Source organism: Agrobacterium sp. 33MFTa1.1 (assembly GCF_004328495.1).
Classification (GTDB): domain Bacteria; phylum Pseudomonadota; class Alphaproteobacteria; order Rhizobiales; family Rhizobiaceae; genus Agrobacterium; species Agrobacterium pusense.
In genome coordinates, this window is record NZ_CP036359.1 from 270489 (window position 1) to 294091 (window position 23603).

Consider the following 23603-nt stretch of genomic DNA (forward strand, 5'->3'; position numbering starts at 1 on the left):
GATAGATTGAAGAAAGTTTTTCGAACTGAACCGTTCGGTTCGATTGACATAATCTCTTTCCTGACACATATCAAGTGTTATCGAACCGATTGGTTCGACGTTCGGTTAATTTTTTTTACGCCGTTGTGATGCTATGAGGGCGGTAGCGATGGCAGGTGAAGACAGGGATATGGAGACGGAAACGGAAACGGGCTGTCCGGGCAATGCCGCCGGGCGTTTTGCGGCGGGCGAAGACCCGGCCAAACGCGAGCAGATTCTGGCAGGTGCCTGGCGTGTGTTCAAGCGCAAGGGCTTCGATGCGGCCAGCATGAACGACATCACGCGTGAAGCGGGCGTTTCCAAGGGCACGATCTACGTCTATTTCTCCAACAAGGAGGATCTGTTCGTTGCGCTCGTCGATCACCATCGCAACGAATTCGCCACCTCCATGCGCCATATCCTTGAGGGCACCGAGGAGGTGCGCGAGGGGCTGGAGCAGTTCGGCAAGGCCTTTGCCAACAAGATGATCTGTTCGGACATGATCCCCGCCATGCGTTCGGTGCTCGGCGTCATCGATCGCATGCCAAAACTGGCGCAGCGCTTTTTCCTGTCGGCTCCGAACAACGTGCGCACCGTGCTCCTGGATTTCATCCAACATCAGGTCGAGATCGGCCATCTGAAAGTGGACGATCCTGAACTGGCCGCCCGGCAATATATCGAGCTTTCCACCGGCACCTTCTTCAAGCTGCGGCTGTTCGGCGAACTGGAAGGCCCGGTTCCCGACGAGGAACTGGACCGGGTTATCAGCAGCGCCATCAACGTATTCATGGCGGCTTACGGAACAGACAAGGCCTGAGACCATTCAGCAAGGGACGGCCTGACCGGCATCGGGCCGGCAAGGCAATGGCGTCCGATACGCGGTTTGCGCGAAATTTCGATGAAATCTTGCCAAACACAGGAGCTATCTCCTTGTTTCTCGCGTATTGCGCTATAAATTCCACCCACCGAATATATCGGCTGGCCTTGTTGCTGAAAGGAAAACATACCTGATGGAGTCCATTCTCCCTCTTCTGTCGGACCCCGCCGCCTGGGTGGCGCTCGTCACACTGATCGTCATGGAGGTCGTTCTTGGCATCGACAACCTGATCTTCATCTCCATTCTCACCAACAAGCTGCCGCCTGAACAGCGCGAAAAAGCCCGCAAGATCGGTATAGGCCTCGCGCTCGTCATGCGCCTTGGCCTGCTTGGTACCGTCGCCTGGATCGTGCAGCTCACCACACCGGTCTTCGAAGCCTTCGGCCACCCATTCTCGTGGAAGGACATGATCCTCATCGCCGGCGGTCTCTTCCTCGTCTGGAAGGCGACCAAGGAAATTCACCACAATGTCGACCCGGAAGACCACAAGGAAGACCTGGTGGGCGGCCCTGTGGGCATGAATTTCGGCGCCGCCATCGGCCAGATCCTGCTGCTCGACCTCGTCTTCTCGGTGGACAGCATCATCACCGCCGTCGGCATGACCCCTCACCTGCCGATCATGATCGTCGCCGTCATCGTGGCCGTGACAGTCATGCTGCTGGCCGCAACGCCGCTCGCCAATTTCATCGAGCGTAACCCCACCATCGTCATGCTGGCGCTCGCCTTCCTGATGATGATCGGCACGACACTGATCGCCGAAGGCATGGGCTTCCATGTTCCCAAGGGCTACGTCTATGCCGCCATGGCGTTCTCGGCACTGGTGGAACTGCTCAACATGCTGGCGCGCAATGCAAGGCGAAAGAACAAACAGCTGCATTGAGTGATAGCTGCAACGACTGGTAGGGCCCGCAGCATGCGGGCCTTGCATAACCGGACCAAGGGGGCCGACACATGGCATCGCCCGAAGGGACGAGAACATGGCTTTCGTCATTAAAGCGGAAATCTCAGACCCCGACGCGGAAACTTTCGCATTCACCGCGCAGAAAACCATGTATGGCGGCAAGACCATCATGGCGGGCGATACTGTTTTCCTGTTTGCCAGCGAAAATGAGGGCGGGCACGGCCTCATTGCGAGCGGCGTCGTGACAGCCACCCGGGCAATTGCCCGCAGACCGGGCATCGCGCGCCAAACGCCCCGGGTCGATCTCACCATAAAGAGAACGGCAACGGCCTGGCGTCCTCTCGGCCGGGCACAGTTGCGGGATTTCCGGGACTGGGAGGACGGGCAGCCTGAGACCGAACTCAATTTCAAACTTTACCGCCAGGCGACAGACAAGATCGTCGGCATATCTGACGAGGCAACACGTTTTATCGAGGCATTTTTTAAGCAATGAAATGATGTGCGCAGACACGAGGAACTCCCGCCCCGCACTTGCGTTGATGAGCAGGTCCCTGACAAAAAAAGCAAATACGATTCCATCCCCCGCATGCGAAAGTAACCCGCACAAATGACGACAGACCAGATTCTCGCCTTCGTCGTCATCGCCGGCATGATGGTGGCCTTCATCTGGGACAGGTTTCGTTATGACGTCGTCGCCTGCAGCGCGCTGCTGGTGGCTGTAGCACTCGGCGTCGTGCCTTTCGACAAGGCATTTTCCGGCTTTTCGGATGATATCGTCATCATCGTCGGCAGCGCGCTGGTTGTCAGTTCGGCGGTGGCGCGTTCAGGCATCGTCGACATGACGATCAAGAAATATTTCCCCGAGATGCATTCAAAAGGCCTGCAGCTCGCCTTCCTGATGATCGTCGTCGCCGTCATGTCGGCCTTCATCAAGAACATCGGCGCACTCGCCATCATGATGCCTGTCGCGTTCCAGTTCGCCCGCAAATCAGGAAGCCCGGTTTCCTATTACCTGATGCCCATGGCGTTTGCCGCCTTGCTGGGCGGGCTGATGACGCAGATTGGCACATCGCCGAACATCGTCGTCTCGCGCCTGCGTGAGGAGATGACCGGTGAGAGCTTCTCGATGTTCGATTTCACGCCGGTTGGGGCTGGCCTCACCGTCATCGGCATCATCTTTCTGACCTTCGGTTATCGGTTGCTGCCGGTGCGCAACCGGGAAAAGGCCTCCGTTGAGGATATTCTCGACCAATCCGCCTATACAGCCGAAGCGACGCTGCCCGCAGACAGCACCTTTTCGGACAAGCCGCTGCGCGAGCTTCTCAAGCAGGCCGATGGTGATGTCATTGCCAGCACCATCCTGCGCGGGCCGCGGCGCATCTCGCCCTTCCCCGATGTGACGCTGAAGGCGGGCGATACGGTTATGCTCGAAGGCAGCCCGGAGGGGCTCGACCGCATCGTTTCCCAGGCAAAGCTGCTGCTTTCCGGCAAACCACTGATGGAGAACGGCCAGAAGACCGCCGATCTCATCTCGATGGAAGCCGTCATCAGCAATGAATCCGTTCTGAACGGCATTTCGGCGCGTGAACTCGCGCTCTCCTACACGCGCGGCGTCAATCTCATCGCAGTCAGCCGGCGCGGCCAGCGTGTCAGCCAGCGCCTCTCGGAACTGACATTGCAGGCGGGTGACGTCATCCTTTTACAGGGCAGCCGCAAGAACCTGCCGCAGGTGCTGCAGGAATTTTCGCTGCTGCCGCTGGCGCAGCGGGAGATTCTGCTCGGCGTACAGCGCCGCGCGCTTTTGCCGGTCATCGTACTCGCCGCCGCCATGATCGCGGCCGGCAGCGGTCTGGTCCCGGTCTCGGTCGCCTTTTTCGCAGCCGCCTTCATGATGATCGTCGTCGGCGCGATTCCGCTTACCGAAGTCTACAAATCCGTCGATGGCCCGATCCTCGTCATGCTCGCGGCCCTCATTCCCGTCAGCGACTCGCTGCGCACCAGCGGCGCCAGCGAGTTGATCGCCGCCTGGCTCGGCAACGCGGCTCAGGGCCTGCCGCCCTTTGCCGCGCTCGGCATGATCCTGCTCACCGCCATGGCGGTTACGCCCTTTCTCAACAATGCCGCAACGGTGCTGGTCATGGCGCCGATTGCCGCGGGTTTTGCCACCACGCTCGGTTTCCGGCCGGAGGCCTTCCTGATGGCGGTGGCGATCGGCGCGGGCTGCGATTTCCTCACCCCCATCGGGCACCAGTGCAATACGCTGGTCATGGGTCCCGGCGGTTATCGTTTCAGCGACTACCCGCGGCTTGGCCTGCCGCTATCGATCATGATCGTCGTCGCCAGCATTCCCATGCTGCTTTACGTCTGGCCGGTCAACTGAAGCCAGCCGGCAGGACCGGCCGACCTCTGGAGACTCCATATTTCCTTGACGCCTGCGGCAGAATATGGCCTAAGCCCAAGCCGAACGGGAATATGAAAAAGGCACTTTCCTTTCGCCTTTCGACATGATGTCCTGCCGCATCCAAACGAAAACTCCGTGGTATCAGGGTGGAACCGCCCCGATGTCACCGCCACGTCACGACGAGTGAAATTCATGACCACTTCCGGCGTTCGCGTCCGCATCGCACCTTCCCCCACCGGCGAGCCGCATGTCGGCACCGCTTATATCGCGCTGTTCAACTATCTCTTCGCCAAGAAACACGGCGGCGAGTTCATCCTGCGCATCGAGGATACCGACGCCACCCGCTCGACCCTCGAATATGAGCAGAAGGTGCTGGAAGCCCTGCGCTGGACCGGCCTTACCTGGTCGGAAGGCCCCGATGTCGGCGGCCCTTACGGTCCCTACCGCCAGTCAGAGCGCAAGGCGATGTACTGGCCCTATGCCGAAGAACTTCTGGAAAAGGGCCATGCCTTCCGCTGTTTCTGCACGCCCGAGCGGCTGGAGCAGATGCGCGAAGCCCAGCGCGCCGCCGGCAAGCCGCCGAAATATGACGGACACTGCCTCAACCTGAAGGCCGAGGAAGTGACCGCGCGCGTTGCCGCCGGTGAAGCGAACGTCGTGCGCATGAAAATCCCGACCGAAGGCTCGTGCGATTTCCATGACGGCGTTTATGGCGATGTCTCGATCCCGTGGGATTCCGTCGACATGCAGGTGCTGATCAAGGCCGACGGCATGCCGACCTATCACATGGCCAACGTCATCGACGACCATCTGATGAAGATCACCCATGTGGCGCGCGGCGAAGAGTGGCTGGCGTCTGTGCCCAAGCACATCCTGCTTTACCGTTATTTCGGCTGGCAGGAGCCGGTGTTCATGCATCTTTCCCTGATGCGCAACGCCGACAAGTCCAAGCTTTCCAAGCGCAAGAACCCGACCTCGATCTCCTATTATTCCGCGCTCGGTTACCTGCCGGAAGCGTTGATGAACTTCCTCGGTCTGTTCTTCATCCAGATCGCCGAGGGCGAAGAGCTCCTGACCATGGACGAGCTGGCTGCAAAGTTCGACCCGGAAGCGCTCTCCAAGGCCGGCGCCATTTTCGACATCCAGAAGCTGGACTGGCTGAACGGTCGCTGGCTGCGCGAAAAGCTTTCGCCGGAAGAGTTCATTGCCCGCACACTGGAATGGGCGATGGAGAATTCCCGCCTGACCGAAGGCCTGAAGCTTGCGCAGAGCCGCGTTTCCAAACTCGGCGAGCTGCCGAACCTTGCCGGCTTCCTGCTCGCAAGCGATGCTGGCCTGACGCCCGCCTCCTTTGCCGGGCTGAAGAGCAAGCCGGAGGAAATCCACGAAATCCTCACCACGGTTGCGGCAGACCTCGAAAAGATGCCTGACTGGAATGTGGAAGCCATCGAGGCCGAGCTGCGCGATGTGGCCGAACGCACCGGCAAGAAGCTGCGCGTCGTCACGCCGCCGCTTTTCGTCGCCATGTCCGGATCGTCGCGCTCGCTGCCGCTGTTTGACTCGATGGCGCTGCTCGGCCGCTCCGTCGTGCGCCAGCGCCTGAAGGCTGCGATCGCCGTTGTGGCCACGATGGTTGGCAGCGGAAGCTGATGATGACGTGCTGGCGGTGACGGCAGCATTTTAGAATACGCTCTTTGCCTGGGGCTCACCCCCTCTGCCCTGCCGGGCATCTCCCCCTCAAGGGGGGAGATCGACAAGCGGCTGACACCTTGCCCATGGAACGGGCGGGCGCGGCATCTGATCTCCCCCCTTGTGGGGAGATGTCCGGCAGGACAGAGGGGGGTAACCCAGAGCGCCAAGGGTAACCGCAACGAACAAGCCCGCTAAAGGCGAACACGATGACCGACACCAAGACCGAAACCACCGCCCTCTCCTCCGACGCGACAGAAGTGCGCCGCCAGAAACTTGCGCTGCTGCGCGAGCAGATCGGCGACGTCTATCCGGCGCATTTCCACCGCACGATGAGCAATGCCGAGCTGGCGGAAAAATATGCCGATATCGAAGCCGACGTCGAGACCGGTGATACGGTGACGGTGGCGGGACGCGTTTATTCCTCGCGCAATTCCGGCATGTTCATGGATATTCATGACGCCTCGGGCAAGGTGCAGATCTTCTCGCACAAGGATACGACGCCGGAAGCGGCGCGCAACCTGCTGCCGATGATCGATATCGGCGACATCATCGGCGTGACCGGCAAGGTGCGCCGCACCAAGCGCGGTGAGCTGACGATCAACGCCGAAGAAATCACCATGCTGACGAAGTCGCTGCTGCCGATGCCCGAGAAGTGGCACGGCGTCTCTGACATCGAGCTGCGTTACCGCAAGCGCCACCTCGACATTCTCTCCAACGAGGAATCCAAGCTGCGCTTCCTGCAGCGCTCGAAGATTCTCTCCGGCATCCGCCGCTTCATGGAGGCCGAAGGCTTCCTCGAAGTGGAAACGCCGATGCTGCAGACCGTCTATGGCGGCGCGACCGCCGATCCGTTCAAGACCTTCCACAACACGCTGAAGATGGACATGTATCTGCGCATCGCGCCGGAACTTTTCCTGAAGCGCACGCTGGTTTCGGGCCTGTCCGACAAGGTTTTTGAAATCAACCGCAACTTCCGCAACGAAGGCGTCTCCACACGGCACAATCCTGAATTCACCATGATGGAGTGCTATTGGGCCTATGCCGATTACGAAGACATCATGGGTCTCGTTGAGCGGCTGTTCGAGACGCTGGCGATCTCGCTCCACGGCACCACAGAGGTGGAATTCCAGGGCCAGACGATCTCCTTCAAGGGTCCGTTCAAGCGCGTGCCGATGCCTGATGCGGTGAAGGAAGCAACCGGTATCGACTTCCTCGCCATCAAGACCGACGAAGAAGCCCGCGCTGCCGCCAAGGCCGCCGGTTTTGCTGTCGAGAAGGACTGGACCTGGGGCGAATGCCTTGCCTTCATCTTCGAAGAGAAGGTGGAAGGCACGCTGATCCAGCCGAGCCACGTCACGCACTTTCCGAAGGACATCTCGCCCTTCGCCAAGGAAGTGCCGGGTGAACCGCGCCTCGTCGAGCGTTTCGAGAGCTATTGCAACGCCTGGGAAGTTGGCAACGCCTTCTCGGAACTCAACGATCCCGAAGAACAGCGCCGCCGCATGGTGGAGCAGCTGGAACAGGCGCATGCGCGTGGCGAAAAGGACAAGCAGCTGGACGACGAGTTCCTCGACGCCATCGACCAGGGCATGCCACCCGCCGGCGGCCTCGGCATCGGCGTCGACCGCCTGATCATGCTTTTGACCAACGCCCCGTCGATCCGCGACGTCATTCTCTTCCCGGCCCGCCGCAACAAGGCGGATTGAGGCACCAGGAGCGCTGCCCGGTTCGAATTTCCGGGCAAGCTGCAATCCCCTTGAAGTTGGCGCTGAAGGGTGAATATTCACTCAACCTCATCCTCGGGCTTGTCCCGAGGATTTGCTAACGTAGCGATTTTGTTGACGTGCTTAGAGGCGTGGGACAAGCCCAAGGATGACGTTGCGCAAGCATGACAAGGCAGCGTCGGCGGAACCTGCCGCCGGCATGAAACAGGAACGCATCGGCAACAGCCGAATCCCTCTCAATGCCCCGCCTTGGCCTTTTCGCCAGCAGCTTCCTCTGCCACCGCCGCCTCTCCGTCCATCGGTTTTTCCTCCGCCGCCTGCGCGGTGGTCGAACCTTTTCCGAAGATCAGTGACTTCAGATAGGACAGGCTGAAGATGCTGCTGCCCTCGGCTTCCGGTGTCGAGGTCAGAAGCTCGTCGGTGACGGTCTCACCATGCGCTTCGGGAGACGGAGTTTCATCATGTGCTTCCGGAGCAGTTTCGCCATGGCCGGGCTCCGTTGGCGCAGCGTCATGTTCGCCGCTGGCCCCGCCCTTGCTTTCGCCGTGACCTTTGGCGGACTTGCCCTCGTGGCCGCCCGCTTCCGGCTCCGCAACCGGCGTCGCACAATCGGCGAAGTCGCTGAGGCTGGCAGCCATGGCTTCGGTATCTTCAAGCGGCAGATCGATGCGCAGACCGTAAAACTGGCCGCTGCCATTTGCTGCGCCGTCATAATAGAAGGCTGAATAACGGCGGGCCTCGGCGCCCTCGGGAATTTTCGCCGGATCCGGAATGAAGACCACCTGTGCGGCAATGGCCCGGCCACGCATTTCCGAGCGCAGCTGCGGGCCGTTCCTGTCAAGCACGGAGACCTGAACCAGATCGGGCTTCTGTTTGTCGTAAACCGCTTTGGCGACGCGCAGGGCGGTTTTCAACCGCTCCGTGCCGTCTCCGCCTTCGGTGCGAATGAACTTGCGTACCCATAACGAGCCGTTCTTGCGGATATTCACTGTCTGGACTGCGTCGCAGGAAAGCCCGTTGGTGGAGGCATAGGATGGGCCAAGCAGCCGCTCGCTGCCGATGAACACGGCAGCGGAACCGGTCGCGCCCGCCAAAAGCAGGATCCCGCCTCCAATCATAACGAGCTTGCGCGAAAACCGCATTCGTCCGAATACAGCTTTCACCCGCAACATCCTGACATCAAGTACCCCGCCTCTCGCCCTCACCCCGGAAACGTGGCTCGAAGGATGAGGAACACACGCGGGATAAGCTTCGGACCACGCTGTCCGAGCCTTCCGATAGTGCCGCTTTCTCATTGAAAAAAGTTTAATCCCGCAGGCAAGATACCCGCAAAAGCGCATCATTTTCGGACATTTCAGAAATCTCAAGATTTGCGAATGATTTGCAATAGCGTTGACAAAGGTGATTTTATAACAGATGGTATTGCGAATTAGTCGCAACAAAATCTGGTGAGCACGTGAACGTCCAAAAATTCCGCCACGCCATTTTCGCTTTCTCGCTTTTTCTTCCGGGCGTCGCCCTTGCCCAGGAAAAACCTGTTGTCGTGACCACCTTCACCATCATCGCCGATATGGCGCGCAACGTAGCGGGTGACGCGGCCGAGGTGGAAAGCATCACCAAGCCCGGCGCTGAAATCCACAATTACCAGCCGACGCCCCGCGACATTCTGAAGGCCCGCAAGGCCGATCTGGTGCTGCGCAACGGACTCAATCTGGAATTGTGGTTCGAGAAATTCCTGACTAACCTCTCCGGCGTGCCTGATGTGACGGTGAGCGATGGTGTGAAGCCGATGGCGATCAGCGGCGGCGCCTATCAGGGCAAGCCCAATCCGCACGCCTGGATGTCTCCCGATAACGCCTTGATCTACGTCGAAAATATTCGCAAGGGCCTGAGCGAGATCGACCCCGCCCACGCCGATGTCTACGCCGCCAATGCCAAGGCCTATTCGGACAGGATCAGGGCCACGGTGCAGCCGATCCGCAATGAACTTTCGGCCCTTCCGGAAAACAAGCGCTGGTTGGTGACGAGTGAAGGCGCCTTTTCTTATCTCGCCCGCGATTTCGGCCTGAAGGAATTGTTCCTCTGGCCGGTCAACGCCGACAGTCAGGGCACGCCCCAGCAGGTTCGGGGTGTGATCGACGCCATGCGCGAGCATAATATCCACGTCATCTTCAGCGAAAGCACCGTTTCCGCCGATCCCGCCCAGCAGGTGGCCAAGGAAACCGGTGCGGCCTATGGCGGCATTCTCTATGTGGATTCGCTGAGCGAGGCTGATGGTCCCGTCCCGACTTACCTGGACCTGCTGCGTGTGACGAGCGAAACCATCGCCAAGGGACTGTCTTCATGAGAATGGGGAGTAAAAAATCAGGCGGCGGCCTGACGGTTCAAAATGCGACAGTGACCTATCGCAACGGCCACACCGCATTAAAAGATGCCAGCTTCTCCATTCCCCGCGGAACGATCACGGCACTTGTCGGCGTCAACGGCGCCGGCAAGTCCACGATTTTCAAGGCGATCATGGGTTTCGTTCCTTTGGCCGCTGGTTCCGTCTCGATCTTCGATCTGCCGGTGAAGGAGGCGCTGAAGAAAAACCTCGTCGCTTACGTGCCGCAGGCGGAAGAGGTGGACTGGAGCTTTCCGGTGCTGGTGGAGGACGTGGTGATGATGGGCCGTTATGGCCACATGAATTTCCTGCGCATCCCCTCGAAGCGCGATCACCAGATGGTGGAAGAGGCGCTGAAACGCGTCAACATGCTCGATTATCGCAAGCGCCAGATCGGCGAACTCTCCGGCGGGCAGAAGAAGCGAGTGTTTCTGGCTCGCGCGCTGGCGCAGGAAGGGCAGGTGATTCTGCTGGACGAACCTTTCACCGGTGTCGACGTGACGACGGAGGAGCAGATCGTCGCGCTTTTGAAGGCACTGCGCGACGAGGGCCGCGTCATGCTGGTCTCCACCCACAATCTTGGCAGCGTTCCGGAATTCTGCGACCGCGCCGTCTTCGTCAAGGGTACGGTTCTGGCGTCGGGCAAAACAAGCGACACCTTTACAGAGGAAAACCTGCAAAGGGCTTTCGGCGGCAGCCTGCGCCACTTCGTTCTCGGCGGGGCAGACCTGCATAGCGACGCCGATCCGCGCCGCCTGAAGGTCATAACCGATGACGAGCGGCCTTTCGTGATCTACGGCAAAAATGGCCAGGACAGGCGCGATTCTGAGGCTCCGAAAGAGAAAGCCGATGATTGACACCCTTCTTGAGCCTTTCACCTATGGTTACATGTTGAACGCCATCTGGGTCAGCGCACTGGTGGGCGGTGTCTGCGGCTTTCTCTCGGCCTATCTGATGCTGAAGGGCTGGTCATTGATCGGCGATGCGCTTTCCCATGCCATCGTTCCCGGGGTTGCCGGAGCCTATATGCTTGGCCTGCCCTTTTCGCTCGGCGCGTTTCTCTCCGGCGGGTTGGCGGCCGGGTCCATGCTGTTTCTGAACCAGAAGACACGGCTCAAGGAAGATGCGATCATCGGCCTGATCTTCACCTCGTTTTTCGGGCTTGGCCTGTTCATGGTATCGCTCTCGCCGACCTCGGTGAATATCCAGACCATCGTGCTAGGCAATATCCTCGCCATCACTGCTGAAGACACCATCCAGCTGGCTTTGATCGGCGGTATCAGCCTCCTTGTGCTTTCGCTGAAATGGCGCGACTTCATGGTGGTGTTCTTCGATGAGAACCACGCCCGCACCGTGGGGCTGAAACCGGAAGTGCTGAAGGTGATCTTCTTCACCCTGCTGGCCGCCTCCACGGTTGCCGCCCTACAGACTGTCGGCGCTTTCCTCGTCGTCGCCATGGTGGTGACGCCGGGCGCTACTGCCTATCTCCTGACCGACCGTTTCGAGCGGCTGATCCTGATGAGCCTCATCATCGGCGCGGCCACCAGCTTCATCGGCGCCTATCTCAGCTATTTTCTCGATGGCGCGACCGGCGGCGTCATCGTGGTGCTACAGACGGCGATCTTCCTTGCCGCCTTCGTCTTTGCACCCAAACACGGCCTGCTCGCCTCTCGCGCCAAGGCGCGCAGGGCGCTGGAGGAAACGCCATGAGTGAATATCTCGAACTGGCCATACTGCCGTTTCAACTGCCTTTCATGCAATATGCCTTCCTGATCACGCTGATGATCGCGGTGCCCATGGCAATGCTCTCCTGTTTTCTGGTGCTGAAGGGCTGGTCGCTGATGGGGGACGCCGTTTCCCATGCCGTGCTGCCCGGCGTGGTGGTGGCCTATATCGTTGGCATCCCGCTTTCCATCGGGGCCTTCATCGCGGGCATGATATGTGCCCTCGGCACCGGTTTCATCAAGGAAAACAGCCGCATCAAGGAAGATACGGTGCTCGGCATCGTCTTTTCCGGCATGTTCGGGCTGGGACTGGTGCTTTACGTGAAGGTGCAGAGCGACGTACATCTCGACCATATCCTCTTCGGCGACATGCTCGGCATCGCGCCCTTGGACATGCTGGAGACGGGCGTGATCGCGCTTTTCGCCACTCTGTTTCTCGGCATCCTGCGCAAGGATCTGCTGGTCAACGCCTTCGATGCGCAACATGCAAGAGCCATCGGCCTGCCCGTGCGTGTGCTGCATTATGGCCTGCTGATGGTGCTGTCGCTCGCCGTAGTCGGCGCGCTGAAGGCGGTTGGCATCATTCTCTCCGTCGCCATGCTCGTCGCACCGGGCGCAATCGCCTTCCTGCTGACCCGGCGTTTTTCCGCCATGCTGCTGGTGGCCATTGCGGTGGCGGTCGCCTCGTCGCTTGCGGGCATATGGCTGAGTTTCCTGATCGACAGCGCTCCCGCCCCCACGATCGTGCTCTTCATGAGCGTCACCTTCGTCGCGACATTCGTCCGCACCATCTGGAAAACCCGCCGTACCGACACGGCCCGTGAGACGGCAATATAAAAGAACGATTTTTACGGGCGCGTGGAACATTTTCTCCTTTTGCGCGTCATTTTATCGAGCCTGTCGCGGGGCGGCGGCTCGGGAAAATTTCGCAAAAGGGGAAGCGCCATGCTTAAATGGGCTCTTATTTTCTTTGTCATTTCTTTGATCGCAGGCGTGTTCGGCTTTACCGGCATTTCGGCAGCCGCAGCCGGCGTGGCCCGCATTCTGTTCTTCATCGCCGTGGTGATCTTCCTGGTCTTCCTCGTGCTTGCACTGATGGCCGGAAGCGCCGTCGTCTGAATGAAAAAGGCGACCGGTTGTCACGCCGGTCGCCCTCCTCTCTCCCTTAAAATCCGTCAGCCCGTCCAGCCGCCATCAATGACATGGATCTGGCCGGTGGTGAAACCTGCTTCGTCTGACGCGAGGTAGGTGACGAGCGCTGCGATCTCTTCCGGCGTGGCGATGCGGCCCATAGGCTGGCGCGCGATGAAATCTGCAAGAGCCTGTTCGTAATTGCCGGTGGCGCGCAGACGATCGTGCAGCGAAGGGCTATCCACCGTTCCGGGGCAGATGGCGTTGCAACGAATGCCCTTTGTCACGAAGTCCGCCGCGATCGCCTTGGTCAGCCCCACAACGGCGGCCTTGGAAGCGGTGTAGGCAAACCGGTTTGGCACGCCCTTTACGCTGGAAGCAACCGAGGACATGTTGACGATTGCGCCCTTGCCCTTCTCCAGCATGCCGGGCAGGAAAGCGCGGCAGGTACGGTACATGGCCTTTGCGTTGAGGTCGAAGGAGAAATCCCAGTCCTTCTCCTCACACTCGAGGATGGTGCCGGAATGAACAAAACCGGCGCAGTTGAACAGCACATCCGCATGGCCGATATCGGCGGCAAAATCTTTTACGCCATCGCCGTCGAGCACGTTCAGAACCCGCGTCTCTGCCCCCTTGAGCGTAGAAAGCGCCTGCTCATTGATATCGGTGGCGATGACGCGCGCCCCGAGCGACACGAACCGCTCTGCCGCCGCCCGCCCGATACCCTGACCGGCCGCGGTGATCACCACTGTCCGGCCGTTAAAATCCTGCACCATGAATAGCCTCCCGCTAAGGCACGCCCGCCTGCCGGGGCCGAGCCGTTGAATTTCAGTGATCTCAAATATGGATCGACAATTCATATGTAAACGCGGTATTCATATGGCGTCAAGCAAACTTGCGTGGACGGCCGGTATAGGGCAAGCCTATTTTCAGGCCCAGCCCGGCGCCGGCGACCATACACACCATCATCATCGAGGCCAGATGACCGACGACGACAGCGAAAGATATCGCGCTCCCGCCCTCGACAAGGGCCTGGACATTCTCGAACTTCTGGCTCGCACCGATGGCGGGCTGACACAGATCGAGATCGCCAAGTCAATCGGAAAGAGCCCCAACGAGCTTTACCGCATGCTGGACCGGCTGGTGCGCCGGGGTTATGTGCAGCGGCTTGACGGCGATCGATTCTCTTTGACGCTGAAGATGTTCGGGCTGGCGCATTTCCATGCACCGATCCGCCGGCTGGTTTCCTTCGCGGCCCCTGTCATGCGCGATTTTTCGGCGAGTGCGGAGCAGGCCTGCCATCTGGCGGTCCATGATCGCGGCAGCGTTGTGGTCATTGCCCAACAGGAATCATCCACCTACTGGGCCATGTCCATGCGTGTCGGCGCGCAGATGAGCCTGTTCCACACCGGCTCGGGCCACGTGCTTCTGGCCTTCCAGACAGAAGCGCAGCGCCAGATCATGATAACCGAACAGGTGCGCGGCAGCGGCGAGACCATACCGCAGGGTCTTGCCGATCGGCTGGCAGAGGTGCGCAAGAACGGCTTCGAATCGATGGACAGCCTCCAGACCGCCGGGGTCCGCAATATTTCCGCTCCGGTGCTGACGCTCGATGGCACCGCGCTGGCCGTGATCACCTGCCCCTATATTACCCCTCTTGGCGGCAAGGCGCCCACACGCGAGGCCTGCGAGGTGTTGATCCGCGAGGCAGCAAAACGTATCTCCGAGATCGTGACGGGCACTATCTGAGCACAAAAAAACGCGACCGGCAGGGACCCGATCGCGTTTCAGTTGACTGGAGATTTATGTCTCGTAAACGTCGGGGGAACGTGGATGGTTCCCCCTTTTTTCGTCAGGCGGCGGCGGCCGTCAGTTCCTTGCGCACCATTTCGCGCAGCGTCACCAGATCCTTGGCGAAGAGGCGGATACCTTCCGAGAGCTTCTCGGTGGCCATTGCGTCTTCGTTCAGCGCCCAGCGGAATGCCTTCTCGTCCAGCGACTGCAGCGGCTCGGCCTTGACGTTTTCTGCCGAAAGCTTGCGCTCCAGCTTGCCGGTATCCTTGTCCAGCTCTTCCAGCAGCGCCGGGCTGATCGTCAGGCGGTCGCAACCGGCAAGCGCTTCGATTTCGCCGACGTTGCGGAAGGACGCGCCCATGACGACGGTGCTGATGCCATTGGCCTTGTAGTAGTTGTAGATGCTGCGCACGGAAACGACGCCCGGATCGGTCTCGGCGGTGTAGTTTTCGCCGGTCGACTTCTTGTACCAGTCAAGGATACGGCCGACGAAGGGCGAAATGAGGAAGACCTTGGCTTCGGCGCAGGCAATCGCCTGAGCCTGCGAGAAAAGGAGCGTCAGGTTGCAGTCGATGCCTTCGGACTGCAGCACTTCGGCAGCCTTGATGCCTTCCCAGGTGGAAGCAAGCTTGATGAGGATGCGTTCACGCTCGATGCCGCGCTCCTTGTAGGCGGCAATGATGTGGCGGGCCTTCGTGATGGAGGCTTCGGTATCGAATGAAAGGTCGGCATCGACTTCGGTCGATACGCGGCCCGGCACGAGGCCGGCAAGCGCTGCCCCCACGGAGATGGCCAGTCGATCGGCAACGGCGGCAACAACGGCGTCGGACTGACCGCCCTGCTTCTTGCCCCAGGCGACGGCTTCCTTGACCGCATCGGCAAATGCCGGCGTGCCAAGCGCCTTCAGAACGATGGTCGGGTTGGTGGTGCAATCCACCGGCTTCAGGCGGGCAACCGCCTCGATATCGCCGGTGTCGGCAACGACCGTGGTGATGGCGCGAAGTTGTTCGAGTTTGGATGTCATATCGAATGATCCTTCATGATCTCTTGAAAACTTGCTCAGCCGTCATTTCGTTCCCGCACCATGGGTGCGCCCAAGGCCGAAATCGCGGTTTCGTCGGCTTTGACTATCGCAAGCGTCACGGTCGAAAGTCAAGACATTTGCGCATCGCAATTGACATAAGTTTCATGCCTGCGATACTCGGCGAACACAATGAATGGCGGAAACCGTGGCAAAACTGAGAAGAGAAACCCATACGGCCTATTCGGAAGCGGCTTCGCTGCGGCTGCGGGCGGCATGGCTCTATTATAATCAGGGCATGACGCAGAAGGACGTCGCCGAAAAACTGGGTATCAGCCGCTCCACCGTCATCCGCCTGCTGGACGAAGCGATGAAGCGCTCCGAAGTGCAGATATGGATCAATGAGGGCATCGAAGATTTCGTCTCGCTGGCCGGCCAGCTTGAGGCGGCTTACGGGCTGGACGAGGCCGTGATCATCCCCTCTCCAGACAAAGCCAGTGCCGAAGGCACCGCCAAGGCCGTCGGGCTGGCGCTCGGGCAATTTCTCTCCGAAGCGGTGCCGAATGGCGCCACCATCGGCGTTGGCTGGGGTCGCACCATGACCGCCTCGCTTTCCAGCTTCCGCCCGCCGCGCCGGGAGAACTGCAAGGTCGTTTCGCTGCTCGGCGGTATCGTCGCCGTGCACCAGACCAACCCGCTCGATTACACCTGGCGGCTGGCGAGCGCGCTCGGCGCTGAATGTTACATGTTCCTCGCACCGCTGCTGGTGGATTCGGTTGAGACCAAACGGGCGCTGATCGAAAAATGCGGGCTTGCAACGCTGTACGATCTCGCCGAAACGCTCGATCTTGCCATCGTCTCCTGCGGCGATATCGGCCCGCACTCCACATCTTTGTCGGAAGGTTTCATCTCCAGGGAGACGCTGCGCGAACTCATTGACGCCGGCTGCGTCTGCGACACCATGTTCAACTTCATCGATGCCGAGGGCCGCTCGGTCGATCACCCAATCAACCAGCGCGCCATGGCGATCGATCTCGATACGCTGCGCAAGGCCAAACACATCGTGCTTGCCTCCGGCGGCGCCCACCGCGCCATCGCCATCCGCGCCACGATCAAGCGGATCGGCTGCAATACGCTGATAACGGACGAGGCGGCGGCGCGGGCGTTGATGGAGCTGGTTTAGGCGTTGTCAGGCAGCCTACTCAGACACCCCTCTTTCCTGTGACAAGCACAGGGATGAGAGAGACAGCCTCACACCTTCCCCGTTTCCCAACCCAGCATCGCCCGCTTGCGGGTGAGGCCCCAATGGTAACCCGTTAGAGCCCCGCTTTTGCCGACAGCGCGATGGCAGGGAACGACGAAGGACACCGGGTTTGCCCCCACTGCGGCACCCACGGCACGGGAGGCGGTGGGCTGGCCGATATCACAGGCGATGTGCGAATAGGTGACCGCGCGGCCCATCGGGATTTTGAGGAGGCTTTCCCATACCCGCACCTGAAAATCCGTGCCAAGCAGCACAACACGCAGCGGCCTGTCCGCCGACCACATGGACGGATCGAAGATACGGGCGGCATAAGGCGCGGTCGCTTCGCGATCCTCGACATAATCCGCATTCGGCCAGCGGCCGGCCATGTCCTCAAAACAGGCCCTCTCCTCACCCGGATCGGCAAAAGCGCAGCCGGCAAGGCCACGATCGGTCACCATGACCAGCGCAAGACCGAAGGGCGAGGCGTGGAACCCGTAACGGATCGTCAGCCCGCCGCCCTTCGCCTTCCATTCGCCGGGCGACATGGCTTCATGCGTGACGAAGAGGTCGTGCAGGCGTCCCGGCCCCGACATGCCGACCTCGATCGAGGTTTCGAGCAGCGGCAGATCCTCCTCGCGCAAAAGCCGCTTGGCATGATCGAGCGTTACAGCCTGAAGGAATGCCTTGGGCGAAAGGCCGGCCCAGCGGGTGAAAGTCTTCTGCAATTGCGTCGGTGACTGGCCGAGCCTTGCGGCAATGGCTTCGAGGGAGGGCTGCTCGCGATAATCCAGCGTCAAAAGCTCGATGACCCCGCGCACCGTGTCGTAATCGGATCCGATGGGGGTGATGTCTTCGTTCAGCGCAATATTGGCGTTCATCGCAAATCTCCTAACGGGTAAGAGAAAACCATTAAAGCGTGGTCGTCTCCACCCGTTTCTTGCGCCCTGTTCCATTTCTACCGTCATACCGGCCTCGAGCGGGTATCCAGCCAGCCCAAGTCCTTGGGCTGAAAGGAGTCTTTTCCGCCGCGCCGACGCGCGTCGGCTGGATTCCGGCTCAGGGCCGGAATGACGGAGGGAGAGCTGGATTATCCTCTTACATCCGCCGCACTGTCGCCAGGGCACCGCCAAACGCCTTGGCAAAGCTTTCCCGATCATCCGGATTGAGGAACGAGCCGATGTCGGTCGCCCGGCCCTCGCCCGTCACATGCATCGAGACGATGCCGATCTCGTCATGCCGCCTCACCCTGAAACGCGCCCAGAACGGATTGAAGCGATGCTCCACCATTCGTCCGGCAGGGGAGAATTTTCGGATCGACAGGCTGGTGCGCGAGACGCTGACCTCCTCCCGCGCCTTGGCCGCCCGGTAATTGGCGCGGAAAGCGATATAAAGCAGCAGAAAATCCAGTCCGAAAAACAGGCCGATCGGCCACGCTCCAGTGGCGAAGAAAAAGCCGCCATAGATCAGGCAGGCAAATCCCGACAGGATGAGAAGCAGCCGGAAACCGCGGCGGCCAAGCGAACGGTGCGGAACGAGTTCCGCCGCGAAAATCGGCTGGTCGTTGAGCGTATCCACGTTGCTTTCCTTTGGGCGGGCTGGCTATAGATAATCCATGACAATCGCCAAGAAACGATCCAGCACCCAAACCTTGAAAAAGTCAAATCCGGCAGCCGCGCGCAGGCCGGCGCGGGTGAAGACGGCCTATTCCAGGGAGGAGCTCAGCGAAATCTTCCGCCGCTTTTCCATCCAGCGGCCGGAACCGAAAGGCGAGCTGGAACATACCAATCCCTTTACCCTGCTGGTGGCTGTGGCGCTGTCCGCACAGGCGACCGATGTGGGCGTGAACCGGGCCACCCGTGCGCTGTTCAAGGTGGCCGATACGCCGGAAAAGATGCTGGCGCTCGGCGAGGAAGAACTGATCGGTTACATCAAGACCATCGGGCTTTACCGTAACAAGGCGAAGAACGTCATTGCCCTGTCGCAGATGCTGATCGACAATTTCGGCGGCGAGGTGCCGAAGACCCGCGACGAACTGGTGACTCTTCCCGGTGTGGGCCGCAAGACGGCCAATGTGGTGATGTCGATGGCCTTCGGCGTGCCCACGCTTGCGGTGGACACACATGTGTTCCGCATCGCCAACCGGCTCTGTCTTGCGCCGGGCAAGACCCCTGACGAGGTTGAAGACCGGCTGATCCGCATCATTCCCGAAGAATATCTGTTCCATGCCCATCACTGGCTGATCCTGCACGGGCGTTACTGCTGCAAGGCACGCAAGCCGGAATGCGAGCGCTGCGTGATCGCCGATATCTGCAAATCGCCGGAAAAGACCTTCGATATTCCGGCGCCGCTGGTGGAATTACCCGCGCAGCTGTTCGGTTCGGCTGGCGGCGAATGAAGGGTCGCGGCGGCTGACAGCCTTGTGCAGATGCACCATCATGGAGGCCGCAAAAAGCGGCGTCAGCAGGTTGAGGAATGGAACCGCCAGAAAGGCCGCAATGACCAGCCCGGCCATGAAGACGGTGGTGCGGTGTTTTACCCGGAACAGCCGGGCGTCAGCGGGCGAGCGGAAACGCATCGCCGCGAATTCGAAGAATTCCCGGCCGAGCAGGTAACCGTTCACCAGAAAAAACGCGATGAGGTTGATACCGGGAACAAGCAGCAGAAAAAGCGCAATGAGGTTGCCGGCAATGACAACGCCGAAAAACTTGATGGAGGAGAGCACGGCCTCGCCCATCGGCATCGCCTTGCCGGGCGGATCGTCCGGATAGCTCTTTTTCTCAACCACTTCGGCAACATCGTCGAGAAACAGGCCGGCGATGACGGCAGTGACCGGCGAGATGAGCAGCGCCAGTGCCAAAGCCAGCCCTATTCCGGCGAAAATGGCGAAAACGAAGCTCAGCCAGCCCGCCCAGTCCGGCACGCCGGGAATCAGCGCATCTATCCATGGCAGGGCGAAATAGATGAAGATCGAGCGGATGGCGAACCACAGGGCCGCGAGCACGAGAAGGGTGAGCCCCAGTACCTTCCAGAACACCGACCGGGTTTCGGCGGCAAAGAGATTTTGGAAGGCGAGCCGCGCCGCATCAAAAATCATTCGGAACTCCTTGAAGCTTCTCGGGTTGGGGCACTCTCTCAGGAGGAGATAGGCGATGACCCCATCCTGCGCAAGACGGGGACCCAAAAGGTAGATTAGCGCGATCTAAACCGGAGATGGAATTTCTCTTGAATAAAAGGTATCTCTAAAATATAATAATATACCTATCATAATTCGCATTCCGGTCCGGTGGAGGACAAGGCCGGAAAAGCTATCCCCCACCGTCAAATTGCGGTTCGCACGCTTGTCTGCGCGCGCGCATGCATCATCGTTCAATAAAGATAAGAATGAGGCGTTGGTGGAAAAGCTGCTGTTGAACCTTACGCGCGCCATGAAGGCAGGCACCCCTTCCGAGCGCAAGATCGCCAAATATCTGATCGAACATCTCGACGAATTACCGTTCGAGACGGCGCAGACGCTGGCTGCGAAGCTCGGCCTCAGCCCGATGACGGTCGGACGTTTCCTGCGCTCGCTGGGATACCGGCAGTTCAGCGATATCCGCGCCGATCTGCGCCATGCCGAAGAAACCGCCGGCGCGGACCAGCCCGAAACGGCGGAAGGCGGCGAACGCCAGTCCAACCCGTTTTCACAGCTTCTTTCGCAGCAGATCCAGGCCGTCCAGACCGCCTTCGACATGACGTCCCAGTCAATCTGGCGGCTTGCCATGAACGAGATCGCCACGGCGGGCGATGTCTTTCTGGCAACCTCACCGGAAGGTCTCGATGCCGGGCGGCATTTCTACGCGCGTCTTCTCGAAAGCCGGGGGCACATCCATTATCTCGGTAGCGACAGCGCCGCCTATGTTGCCCTGTGGGATTTCGACGCCGCGAAGACCCTGCTCGTCATCATGGATTGCGGCGGCAGCCTGTCACCGCTGCAGCGCTTGGCTGCAATGGCGCGCAAGAGCGGCTATCGCACATTGCTGATCACCACGCGCTTTTACGAATGGGGTCCGGAAAGTGCCGACCTCTGTCTCGCCATGCCGCAGGCGCAAAATGGCGGCCAAGGCTTGCTGCAACTGATTTCCCTGCTGGAATTCACCCTCTGCGCGCTAAGCGCCGGGGCCGATGACGCAACAAAAGCGCGGGCGAAAAACTTTGCCGCGCTGAAGCGCTCGCTACGCGGCTGATCTGCGCTTGGCAGGCGGCAGGATCGAGTGGCCACCACCTGTTTCTTCTCCCGCCGGAGAAGAATCGCGCGGCATCCGTCAGCAAAAATTCCACGCTGATAAGTCAAAGGCTTTCCAGCTCCTGACGATGCCGGTACATGGCGAGAAAACGGCGATAATCCCGCTCATAACATGGTCCCCGCGCCGGATCGCCTGATATTTCCGCGTTGCCGGGATACATGGCGGCGCCAGCAGCCGCGAGGCTTGCATGCACCCCGCCGGCGGTTGCCGCTGTCATTGCCGTGCCCAGTAACACCGCATCGGCAGTGGCGGGAACCACGATGCGCTTGCCGGTCACATCGGCATAAAGCTCCATCAGCAGCGGGTTTTTCACGTGTCCGCCAGTGACATGCAGGCTCTCCACGGCATAACCGAAACGCTCCATCGCATCGAGCACATGGCGCGCGCCGAGCGCAATCGCCACGGCGGTGCGCCAATAGAGACGGCAGAGGCTGTCGAAAGACGTATCCAATGTCAGCCCGCTGATGACGCCGACGGCGTGCGGATCGGCAAGCGGGGAGCGGTTGCCGTGAAAATCCGGCAGCACATGCAGCCGCTCGGCAAAGGCCTCGCCCTCAAGCGCCCGCAATTCCGTTACCCGCGCAACGATGCGGGCATGCAGCGCCGTATCCGGCTCCCCGCCCGCTGCATGCATGCGTACCATATGATCGAGCAGCGCGCCGGTGGCCGATTGCCCGCCCTCCACCAACCAGTGCCCGGGCAGGATCGCCTGCCAATAGGGGCCCCAGAGGCTATGGCCGGGCATCTGCCGCTCCGACACAGCGACAAGGCAGCTCGAAGTCCCGGCGATCAGCGCAACATGGCGGCCAACATCGGCAGACAGGCATCCGCCCAGCGCCCCCAGCGCGCCGGCATAGGCGTCGATCATGCCCGCAGCGACCTGACAACCGGTATCCAGCCCAAGCTCGGCTGCAGCTTCGGGCGAAAGCGGACCGATGCTTTCTCCCGGCATCACGGTGGTTTCGGGGAGCCCCGCCCGCTCTCTCAAGTCGGCAAGCCCCGCCAGTTCGAGATAATCCGCCTGCCAGCCGGGATTTTCCTGCGCAAGAAAATTCCACTTCGCCGTCTGCGTGCAATTAGAACGTTTTGCTGAACCGGTCGCTTTCCACGTCAGGAAATCCGCCAGATCGAAGGCTAAGGACATGCGCGACCAGCTCCCGGGCATATGCTGCTTCAGCCACATCAGCTTCGGCATCTGCATTTCCGGCGAGACGCTGTTGCCGGCGAAATCCAGCACCCGGTGTCCCGATGCCGTCAGCCGGTCGGCCTCCGATATCGCCCGGTGATCGAGCCAGACGATGGTGTCGAACCGGTCTTCCCCGGTCACGGATACCGAAACCGGCTCACCCCGCCCATCGCGGATGACGAGCGAACAGGTGGCATCGAAACCGATTGCAGCAATGCTTTCCGGCGCAACACCCGCCTCGGCAAGCGCTGCCCTTACCACGATGCAGACTGCCTTCCATATGTCGGTGGAATCATGTTCGGCGTGGTTTTCCTGCGGTCTCTGCATCAGGATCGGATGGGTGGCGCGGGCAAGCAGCCGGCCGGCCGCATCGAAAATGCCGGCCCGGGCGCTGGCGGTGCCGACATCGACAGCGACGAGATTTTGACGCTTCAAGACTGCAATTCCATCCCTTGCGCAACGGCCCGGCGACAGCGGCGGCAGGCGAAATCCGTTTTAGCCTGCATCACGTTCCGCTTGGCCGCCCAAACCGCCCTTCCCCACATAGCTGCCGACAAGTTGGACCAAATCCGGCATCGCGTCAAACACGGCATCCGCGCCAAGCCCGGCGATCTTTTCACGGAATGCGGGAAAACGGGCATGCGAACCACCGGTAAAAGCAAAAACGCCCATGCCGGCGGCCTTTGCCGCGGCAATACCGGCCGGGCTGTCCTCGATCACGATGCAGTGACGCGGATCGACGCCCATCTGGCGTGCCGCGTGCAGGAAGAGATCAGGCGCCGGCTTGCCGTTCTTCACCATGGTGGCGCTGAAGACATGCGGTTCGAATTTGTCGATCAGGCCGGTCAGCCCCAGTGAATAACGGATACGTTCCGGCTGACTGGAGGAAGCAACACAGCGCCTGAATGGCATAAGCCTGTCGAGCGTCTGCGCAATGCCGTCGATCGGCTGCAACTCGCTTTTGAAGCGCTCGAACAGCGTCGCCCGCATATGATCGAGAAAATCGATATCCGTCTCGACTCCGTAATCCTCGAACAACGTCCTTGTCATGCTGGCGACGCTTCGGCCGAGAAAGCGCTCATAGGCTTCCTCCTCCCCCATCGTCACACCCAGATGGGAGAGCATGTCGAGGAGGACGGAGATGGAAACCGGCTCGCTATCGACGAGAACGCCGTCGCAGTCGAAAATCAAAAGGGGGCCGGTGTCGTCTTCCATCTCATCG

The 23603-nt window shown here is 60.3% G+C and carries 23 protein-coding genes; 15 read left to right on the forward strand and 8 right to left on the reverse strand.

Going from position 1 to position 23603, the window contains the following annotated elements:
- Positions 1-148 precede the first annotated feature (148 nt).
- The 6 genes from EYD00_RS15115 to lysS all read left to right on the forward strand — a co-directional run bounded on the left by EYD00_RS15115 (position 149) and on the right by lysS (position 7595).
- Positions 149-835 (forward strand): TetR/AcrR family transcriptional regulator, encoded by a 687-nt coding sequence (locus EYD00_RS15115; RefSeq protein WP_004445213.1) that lies wholly within the window; start codon positions 149-151, stop codon positions 833-835.
- Between the two features lie 193 nt (positions 836-1028).
- Positions 1029-1775: a TerC family protein gene (locus EYD00_RS15120; RefSeq protein ID WP_004445214.1), complete on the forward strand. Its 747-nt coding sequence runs from the start codon at positions 1029-1031 to the stop codon at positions 1773-1775.
- 97 nt (positions 1776-1872) lie between these two features.
- The gene (locus tag EYD00_RS15125) at positions 1873-2289 is read left to right on the forward strand and encodes a hypothetical protein (RefSeq protein ID WP_022562749.1); all 417 of its coding nucleotides are present in this window, start codon (positions 1873-1875) and stop codon (positions 2287-2289) included.
- Between the two features lie 114 nt (positions 2290-2403).
- Entirely contained in the window at positions 2404-4176 is a 1773-nt protein-coding gene (locus EYD00_RS15130) for an SLC13 family permease (protein ID WP_034496794.1), read from the forward strand.
- Positions 4177-4389: 213 nt separating this feature from the next.
- Positions 4390-5847: a glutamate--tRNA ligase gene (gene gltX, locus EYD00_RS15135; protein ID WP_004445218.1), complete on the forward strand. Its 1458-nt coding sequence runs from the start codon at positions 4390-4392 to the stop codon at positions 5845-5847.
- Positions 5848-6095: 248 nt separating this feature from the next.
- A complete protein-coding gene (gene lysS / locus EYD00_RS15140; protein WP_004445220.1) occupies positions 6096-7595 on the forward strand; it encodes a lysine--tRNA ligase in 1500 nt (499 codons plus the stop codon).
- Between the two features lie 254 nt (positions 7596-7849).
- Here lysS and EYD00_RS15145 read toward each other — a convergent pair whose 3' ends face one another.
- Positions 7850-8785: a hypothetical protein gene (locus EYD00_RS15145; RefSeq protein WP_153775763.1), complete on the reverse strand. Its 936-nt coding sequence runs from the start codon at positions 8783-8785 to the stop codon at positions 7850-7852.
- A 284-nt stretch (positions 8786-9069) separates the two neighbouring features.
- On the opposite strand from EYD00_RS15145, the gene EYD00_RS15150 reads away from it, so the two are divergent.
- From EYD00_RS15150 to EYD00_RS15170, 5 genes are all read left to right on the forward strand, one after another.
- Positions 9070-9960 (forward strand): metal ABC transporter substrate-binding protein, encoded by an 891-nt coding sequence (locus tag EYD00_RS15150; protein ID WP_022562754.1) that lies wholly within the window; start codon positions 9070-9072, stop codon positions 9958-9960.
- Positions 9957-10853, forward strand: coding sequence for a manganese/iron ABC transporter ATP-binding protein (locus EYD00_RS15155; protein ID WP_034496801.1), 897 nt, complete (start codon positions 9957-9959; stop codon positions 10851-10853). The genes EYD00_RS15150 and EYD00_RS15155 overlap by 4 nt, the downstream gene beginning before the upstream one ends.
- Positions 10846-11706: a metal ABC transporter permease gene (locus tag EYD00_RS15160; protein WP_034496805.1), complete on the forward strand. Its 861-nt coding sequence runs from the start codon at positions 10846-10848 to the stop codon at positions 11704-11706. Before EYD00_RS15155 ends, EYD00_RS15160 begins: the two co-directional genes overlap by 8 nt.
- Positions 11703-12557 carry a metal ABC transporter permease gene (locus EYD00_RS15165; RefSeq protein ID WP_034496807.1) on the forward strand — a complete coding sequence of 285 codons (855 nt, stop codon included), beginning with the start codon at positions 11703-11705 and terminating at the stop codon, positions 12555-12557. The genes EYD00_RS15160 and EYD00_RS15165 overlap by 4 nt, the downstream gene beginning before the upstream one ends.
- A 108-nt stretch (positions 12558-12665) precedes the next feature.
- A complete protein-coding gene (locus EYD00_RS15170) occupies positions 12666-12839 on the forward strand; it encodes a DUF1328 domain-containing protein (RefSeq protein ID WP_003499086.1) in 174 nt (57 codons plus the stop codon).
- A gap of 56 nt (positions 12840-12895) precedes the next feature.
- On the opposite strand, the gene EYD00_RS15175 is transcribed toward EYD00_RS15170, so the two are convergent.
- Entirely contained in the window at positions 12896-13627 is a 732-nt protein-coding gene (locus tag EYD00_RS15175) for an SDR family oxidoreductase (RefSeq protein WP_004445231.1), read from the reverse strand.
- Positions 13628-13832: 205 nt separating this feature from the next.
- On the opposite strand from EYD00_RS15175, the gene EYD00_RS15180 reads away from it, so the two are divergent.
- Entirely contained in the window at positions 13833-14600 is a 768-nt protein-coding gene (locus EYD00_RS15180; RefSeq protein WP_034496812.1) for an IclR family transcriptional regulator, read from the forward strand.
- Between the two features lie 103 nt (positions 14601-14703).
- Here EYD00_RS15180 and tal read toward each other — a convergent pair whose 3' ends face one another.
- Entirely contained in the window at positions 14704-15669 is a 966-nt protein-coding gene (gene tal, locus EYD00_RS15185) for a transaldolase (RefSeq protein ID WP_034496814.1), read from the reverse strand.
- Positions 15670-15874: 205 nt separating this feature from the next.
- Between tal and EYD00_RS15190 the strand changes: the two genes are divergently transcribed.
- Positions 15875-16849 carry a sugar-binding transcriptional regulator gene (locus EYD00_RS15190; RefSeq protein ID WP_034497564.1) on the forward strand — a complete coding sequence of 325 codons (975 nt, stop codon included), beginning with the start codon at positions 15875-15877 and terminating at the stop codon, positions 16847-16849.
- 68 nt (positions 16850-16917) lie between these two features.
- Here the strand turns inward: EYD00_RS15190 and EYD00_RS15195 are convergent, their stop codons facing one another.
- Both EYD00_RS15195 and EYD00_RS15200 read right to left on the reverse strand, forming a co-directional pair.
- Positions 16918-17790 (reverse strand): methylated-DNA--[protein]-cysteine S-methyltransferase, encoded by an 873-nt coding sequence (locus tag EYD00_RS15195; protein WP_034496818.1) that lies wholly within the window; start codon positions 17788-17790, stop codon positions 16918-16920.
- Between the two features lie 217 nt (positions 17791-18007).
- Complete coding sequence (locus EYD00_RS15200) at positions 18008-18487, reverse strand: DUF2244 domain-containing protein (RefSeq protein ID WP_004445240.1); 480 nt, start codon at positions 18485-18487, stop codon at positions 18008-18010.
- Positions 18488-18524: 37 nt separating this feature from the next.
- Here EYD00_RS15200 and nth point away from each other — a divergent pair, with 37 nt between their 5' ends.
- Positions 18525-19307: an endonuclease III gene (gene nth, locus EYD00_RS15205; RefSeq protein WP_006698327.1), complete on the forward strand. Its 783-nt coding sequence runs from the start codon at positions 18525-18527 to the stop codon at positions 19305-19307.
- Here the strand turns inward: nth and EYD00_RS15210 are convergent.
- Positions 19269-20006, reverse strand: a complete 738-nt coding sequence (locus EYD00_RS15210) for a sulfate transporter family protein (protein WP_004445244.1) — start codon at positions 20004-20006, stop codon at positions 19269-19271. The genes nth and EYD00_RS15210 overlap by 39 nt on opposite strands.
- Before the next feature lie 295 nt (positions 20007-20301).
- On the opposite strand from EYD00_RS15210, the gene EYD00_RS15215 reads away from it, so the two are divergent.
- Positions 20302-21135 (forward strand): MurR/RpiR family transcriptional regulator, encoded by an 834-nt coding sequence (locus EYD00_RS15215; RefSeq protein WP_045531793.1) that lies wholly within the window; start codon positions 20302-20304, stop codon positions 21133-21135.
- A 103-nt stretch (positions 21136-21238) separates the two neighbouring features.
- Here EYD00_RS15215 and EYD00_RS15220 read toward each other — a convergent pair whose 3' ends face one another.
- The gene (locus tag EYD00_RS15220; RefSeq protein ID WP_034496819.1) at positions 21239-22816 is read right to left on the reverse strand and encodes an FGGY-family carbohydrate kinase; all 1578 of its coding nucleotides are present in this window, start codon (positions 22814-22816) and stop codon (positions 21239-21241) included.
- A gap of 60 nt (positions 22817-22876) precedes the next feature.
- Positions 22877-23596, reverse strand: coding sequence for an HAD family hydrolase (locus tag EYD00_RS15225; protein WP_034496821.1), 720 nt, complete (start codon positions 23594-23596; stop codon positions 22877-22879).
- Between the last annotated feature and the right edge of the window lie 7 nt (positions 23597-23603).

What these genes read in the sequence shown, in the direction of transcription:
- EYD00_RS15225 (WP_034496821.1), bottom strand. Translation starts at nt 23,596, where the DNA reads ATGGAAGACGACACCGGCCCCCTTTTGATTTTCGACTGCGACGGCGTT.
- EYD00_RS15155 (WP_034496801.1), top strand. Translation starts at nt 9,957, where the DNA reads ATGAGAATGGGGAGTAAAAAATCAGGCGGCGGCCTGACGGTTCAAAAT.
- lysS (WP_004445220.1), top strand. Translation starts at nt 6,096, where the DNA reads ATGACCGACACCAAGACCGAAACCACCGCCCTCTCCTCCGACGCGACA.
- EYD00_RS15125 (WP_022562749.1), top strand. Translation starts at nt 1,873, where the DNA reads ATGGCTTTCGTCATTAAAGCGGAAATCTCAGACCCCGACGCGGAAACT.
- EYD00_RS15165 (WP_034496807.1), top strand. Translation starts at nt 11,703, where the DNA reads ATGAGTGAATATCTCGAACTGGCCATACTGCCGTTTCAACTGCCTTTC.
- EYD00_RS15120 (WP_004445214.1), top strand. Translation starts at nt 1,029, where the DNA reads ATGGAGTCCATTCTCCCTCTTCTGTCGGACCCCGCCGCCTGGGTGGCG.
- EYD00_RS15180 (WP_034496812.1), top strand. Translation starts at nt 13,833, where the DNA reads ATGACCGACGACGACAGCGAAAGATATCGCGCTCCCGCCCTCGACAAG.
- gltX (WP_004445218.1), top strand. Translation starts at nt 4,390, where the DNA reads ATGACCACTTCCGGCGTTCGCGTCCGCATCGCACCTTCCCCCACCGGC.
- EYD00_RS15175 (WP_004445231.1), bottom strand. Translation starts at nt 13,627, where the DNA reads ATGGTGCAGGATTTTAACGGCCGGACAGTGGTGATCACCGCGGCCGGT.
- EYD00_RS15130 (WP_034496794.1), top strand. Translation starts at nt 2,404, where the DNA reads ATGACGACAGACCAGATTCTCGCCTTCGTCGTCATCGCCGGCATGATG.
- nth (WP_006698327.1), top strand. Translation starts at nt 18,525, where the DNA reads ATGACAATCGCCAAGAAACGATCCAGCACCCAAACCTTGAAAAAGTCA.
- EYD00_RS15210 (WP_004445244.1), bottom strand. Translation starts at nt 20,006, where the DNA reads ATGATTTTTGATGCGGCGCGGCTCGCCTTCCAAAATCTCTTTGCCGCC.
- EYD00_RS15170 (WP_003499086.1), top strand. Translation starts at nt 12,666, where the DNA reads ATGCTTAAATGGGCTCTTATTTTCTTTGTCATTTCTTTGATCGCAGGC.
- EYD00_RS15160 (WP_034496805.1), top strand. Translation starts at nt 10,846, where the DNA reads ATGATTGACACCCTTCTTGAGCCTTTCACCTATGGTTACATGTTGAAC.
- EYD00_RS15195 (WP_034496818.1), bottom strand. Translation starts at nt 17,790, where the DNA reads ATGAACGCCAATATTGCGCTGAACGAAGACATCACCCCCATCGGATCC.
- EYD00_RS15145 (WP_153775763.1), bottom strand. Translation starts at nt 8,785, where the DNA reads ATGTTGCGGGTGAAAGCTGTATTCGGACGAATGCGGTTTTCGCGCAAG.
- EYD00_RS15115 (WP_004445213.1), top strand. Translation starts at nt 149, where the DNA reads ATGGCAGGTGAAGACAGGGATATGGAGACGGAAACGGAAACGGGCTGT.
- tal (WP_034496814.1), bottom strand. Translation starts at nt 15,669, where the DNA reads ATGACATCCAAACTCGAACAACTTCGCGCCATCACCACGGTCGTTGCC.